General features: G+C 39.1%; 5 protein-coding genes. All 5 read left to right on the top strand.

The window, feature by feature from the left end; translation table 11 throughout:
* Positions 1-108 precede the first annotated feature (108 nt).
* On the top strand, positions 109-1248 hold the full coding sequence (locus KQI94_RS15575; protein ID WP_002363858.1) for a glycerol dehydrogenase: 1140 nt from the start codon (positions 109-111) through the stop codon (positions 1246-1248).
* Positions 1249-1260: 12 nt separating this feature from the next.
* On the top strand, positions 1261-1659 hold the full coding sequence (dhaM, locus tag KQI94_RS15570) for a dihydroxyacetone kinase phosphoryl donor subunit DhaM (RefSeq protein WP_002357762.1): 399 nt from the start codon (positions 1261-1263) through the stop codon (positions 1657-1659).
* A complete protein-coding gene (gene dhaK / locus KQI94_RS15565) occupies positions 1660-2643 on the top strand; it encodes a dihydroxyacetone kinase subunit DhaK (RefSeq protein ID WP_002369488.1) in 984 nt (327 codons plus the stop codon). It begins immediately after the preceding gene.
* A 12-nt stretch (positions 2644-2655) separates the two neighbouring features.
* Positions 2656-3258, top strand: coding sequence for a dihydroxyacetone kinase subunit DhaL (gene dhaL, locus KQI94_RS15560; protein ID WP_002357759.1), 603 nt, complete (start codon positions 2656-2658; stop codon positions 3256-3258).
* 123 nt (positions 3259-3381) lie between these two features.
* A partial coding sequence (locus KQI94_RS15555; RefSeq protein ID WP_216454603.1) for a hypothetical protein occupies positions 3382-3969 on the top strand: 588 nt, incomplete at its 3' end.

Below are 3969 nucleotides of genomic sequence, written 5' to 3'. Positions count from 1 at the left end.
AAATAATTCTATCATTTTTTTGCAAGAAAACGATACCAAAAGTTCAATGCTTTTTTGGTGAAAGCGTTTTATACTATGTATGTAAACAAAATATAGGAGGCTATCAACATGAGAAAAGCATTGATTTTACCAACGAAATATGTTCAAGGGGAAGATGAATTACTAAACTTAGGTTACTTCGTTTCAACTTTTGGAAAAAAAGCGTTACTAATTGCAAATCCTGCTGACGTTGATCGTGTACGTCCACAATTGGAAGAAACAGCGAAAAAGTTTGACATTACCTTCGTAGAGGGTGGCTTTAGTGGAGAAGTAACGCGTGAAGAAACAAAGCGTTTGCAAAACGTTGGACAAAAAGAACAAGCAGACTGTATCATTGGTTTAGGTGGCGGTAAAGCAATCGATGCTTCAAAAGTCGTAGCAGAAGGTGAAAACTTAATTATTGTACCAACGATTGCGGCTCAAGATGCACCAACTTCGCATTCAGCTGTACTATATCATGAAGATGGCTCATTTGATGATTATGCTTACTTTAAACAAAGTCCAAGCGTCGTTATGGTTGATACAAAAGTGGTTGCCAAAGCGCCAACTAGATTTTTAGTTGCTGGAATGGGGGATGCCTTATCCACATATTTTGAAGCACGCGCAACACACAATTCATATTCTCGGGTTAATGCTAGTTTGCCAATGGGTTCAAGAGAAGGCTTAACGCCTGCTGCTAGCGGCACATATGCAGCTTTAGCCATGGCAAAACTTTGCTGGGAAAATCTACAGGAAGATGGGTTAAAAGCGAAATTAGCTTGTGATGCAAATGTGGTTACTGAATCATTGAATAAGATTATCGAAACAAATATCTTACTTTCAGGCTTAGGTTTTGAAAGTGGTGGTTTAGCTGCAGCGCATGCGATTCATAACGGTATGACAGTCTTACCTGGTGCGCACAGTTATTTACATGGTGAAAAAGTAGCTTTTGCAACGATTGCACAACTTGTATTAGAAGATGCAGCAAAAGACGAATTAGAAGCTGTTTTAGACTTTAGCGCTTCTGTAGGTTTACCATTAACGCTTTCAGACATTGGTGTCGATGAAATCACTTATGAAGAAGCGTTGGAAGTGGCCAAAATTGCTTGCATTCCAGAAGAATCAATTCATTCAATGCCATTCCCAATTGTCGTTGAAGAAGTAGCGAATGCAATCATTGTTGCAGATAAAGTCGGACAAGAATATAAAACAAGACATAAATTAGATTAAGGAAGTGTCCACATGAAAGCAGATATTTTACTCGTTTCACATAGCAAAATGATTACAGATGGTATTAAAGAGATGATTGAACAGATGAATGCCAGTGAAGAAATTACGATTCATTCACTTGGTGGCACATCAGATGGTTCATTAGGTTCAGATCCAATGAAAATCATTGACACGATTAACGAAGCGGACTCTGACCGAGAATTTTTAATTTTTGCCGATTTAGGCAGTGCCGTTTTAAGTTCAGAATTAGCTTTTGATATGCTAGAAGAAGACCAACAGAAACATTATCATTTAGTCGACGCACCATTGGTTGAAGGTGCCTTTGCGGCAGCAATTACTGCAGGTGTCTCAGATGATTTGACGCAAATTTTAGCAGAAGCTCAAAATGCTGGTAAGAAAGGGTGGAACTAAATGAAAAAAATTATTAATGAACCTGGTAAAATTGTCGAAGAAATGCTCCAAGGAATTGTGAAAAGCTATGGAAACCTTGTTCATCAAGTCGAAGATTCTCGCGTGATTGCTCGCAACGACTCATACAAACAAGTTGGGTTAGTATCTGGTGGTGGAAGTGGTCATGAGCCTGCACATGCTGGGTTTGTTGGTGATGGAATGTTAAATGCCGCAGTTTTAGGTGATGTCTTTACTTCACCAACACCAGATCAAATTTTAACAGGGATCCAAGCGGCAGACCAAGGGGCCGGTGTTCTGTTAATCGTAAAAAATTATACAGGCGATATTTTGAACTTTGAAATGGCCAAAGATATGGCTGATATGGAAGACATTCATGTAGAAATGGTCGTTGTCGATGACGATATTGCAGTCGAAGATAGCACCTATACCGCTGGAAAACGCGGCGTTGCCGGGACTGTTCTTGTCCATAAAATTTTAGGACATCATGCCCGCCAAGGTGCTTCTTTAGAAGAGCTCGTTTCTTTAGGAGAAAAGATTGTAGCAGCCACGAAAACAATTGGAGTGGCTTTAAAAGCAGCCACTGTGCCTGAAGTTGGCAAACCAGGTTTTACTTTACCAGAAGATGAAATTGAATTTGGCGTAGGGATTCACGGAGAACCAGGCTATCGTCGTGAAAAAATCCAACCATCGAAAGAGTTAGCGAAAGAATTAGTTGAAAAAACATTAAGTAGCTATGAGCAACAACCACAAACAGTGGGAGTACTTGTCAATGGCATGGGCGGCACGCCATTAATGGAACAATTTGTATTTATGAACGACGTGCTAACATTATTAGAAGATAAAGGTGTTCAAGTGACCTTCCATAAAGTGGGTAACTATATGACGTCTATTGACATGCAAGGATTATCTTTAACGATGATTGACTTGGCGACAAAAGACTGGCAAACAGCGCTAGAAAGCAATGTAACAACAATTTCTTGGTAAGGGTGATAAAAGATGGAATTAACAGTACAAGACATTCAAACATGGTTAGACAACTATTCAAAAGTTATTGAAGAAAAAAAAGACTATTTAAGTGAATTAGACACGCCGATTGGTGATGGGGATCACGGTAACAACATGGCTCGTGGTATGGCTGAATACAAAATTGCGTTTGACAAAAAAGTACCAACAACAATCACGGAGACATTTAAAGTCCTATCCATGGCTTTGATTTCAAAAGTTGGCGGAGCTTCTGGTCCTTTATATGGTACTGCGTTTATGAATATGACTAAAGCGACAAAAGATTTGGAAACCATCAGTTCGCCAGAGCAATTAAAAGAAATTGTTCAGCAAGGTCTAGCTGGGATTCAGATGCGCGGCAAAGCTGAACCAGGAGATAAAACGATGGTTGATGTCTGGGCACCTGTTGCTGAAGTAATTGGAACGGAACAATTTAATGAAGAAAAAATTGAACAATTTGCTGAAGCAACAAAAGATTGGGTGGCGAAAAAAGGACGTGCCTCTTATTTAGGGGAACGAGCAATTGGTCATATTGATCCAGGAGCAGCATCTAGTGCATTATTATTTGAAGAACTAGTCAAAGTAATCAATCAATAACAGTGAGAAAAAAGTTTAGCAAGTGCCTCTCTTGAAGCGCTTGCTAAACTTTTTTATAAATAATGGTTTCTTTTGTTCATTTATGGGATAATTTAAGTAACAAAAAATAACAAAGATAGACAAATGGGGGATTTAAAGATGAAAAAGCATGTGATTGTGGGATGTTTATTAATCGTTAGCTCAATGTTTGTAAGTGCTTGTGGAAATTCATCAGACGTGACCACAGAAAAAACCAGTGTCACAAAACAAGTCGAAGCTACGAGACAAAGCACATCCTCTTCCGTAGACCAAACCAAGTATGATGCCATTATTACAGAAGCTAAAAAGTTAACGGCAGAGGGGCAATATAAAGAATCAGAAGAAAAATTAGCTACGATCCCTGTTAGCGATTTAGGGAAACCACACTATTCGATCGTTAAAGAAACGGTTGAGAAACTAAATAATCAAAATAATGAAGGCTTAAAAAGACAAGAAGAAGTCGCGGTTGAAAAGCAAACGAAGTCGAGTCCGGCACCAACGGAATCACTTAAACCAATTCCAGATGAATTTGCTAAATGGGCAACCACGTATCTTTTTTATTATCCACGAGGAGATCAAAAGCAAGCGGGGTTAATCATTGAAGCGAATGGAGCGGTCACGCAGACGAATACGAATGGCGAAATTTACACAGGAAAAGCCGAAATAAGTGGAGCTTCGGGCACTATTTTAAGT

The organism is Enterococcus sp. S183_ASV_20 (assembly GCF_018919685.1).
Classification (GTDB): Bacteria; Bacillota; Bacilli; order Lactobacillales; family Enterococcaceae; genus Enterococcus; species Enterococcus faecalis.
Note: the sequence above shows the minus strand (reverse complement) of the source record. Positions and strands in the feature narration are given on the sequence as shown.

Excerpts from the sequence above, each read along its gene's own strand:
- KQI94_RS15575 (WP_002363858.1), top strand. The coding sequence starts at position 109 with ATGAGAAAAGCATTGATTTTACCAACGAAATATGTTCAAGGGGAAGAT.
- dhaM (WP_002357762.1), top strand. The coding sequence starts at position 1,261 with ATGAAAGCAGATATTTTACTCGTTTCACATAGCAAAATGATTACAGAT.
- dhaL (WP_002357759.1), top strand. The coding sequence starts at position 2,656 with ATGGAATTAACAGTACAAGACATTCAAACATGGTTAGACAACTATTCA.
- dhaK (WP_002369488.1), top strand. The coding sequence starts at position 1,660 with ATGAAAAAAATTATTAATGAACCTGGTAAAATTGTCGAAGAAATGCTC.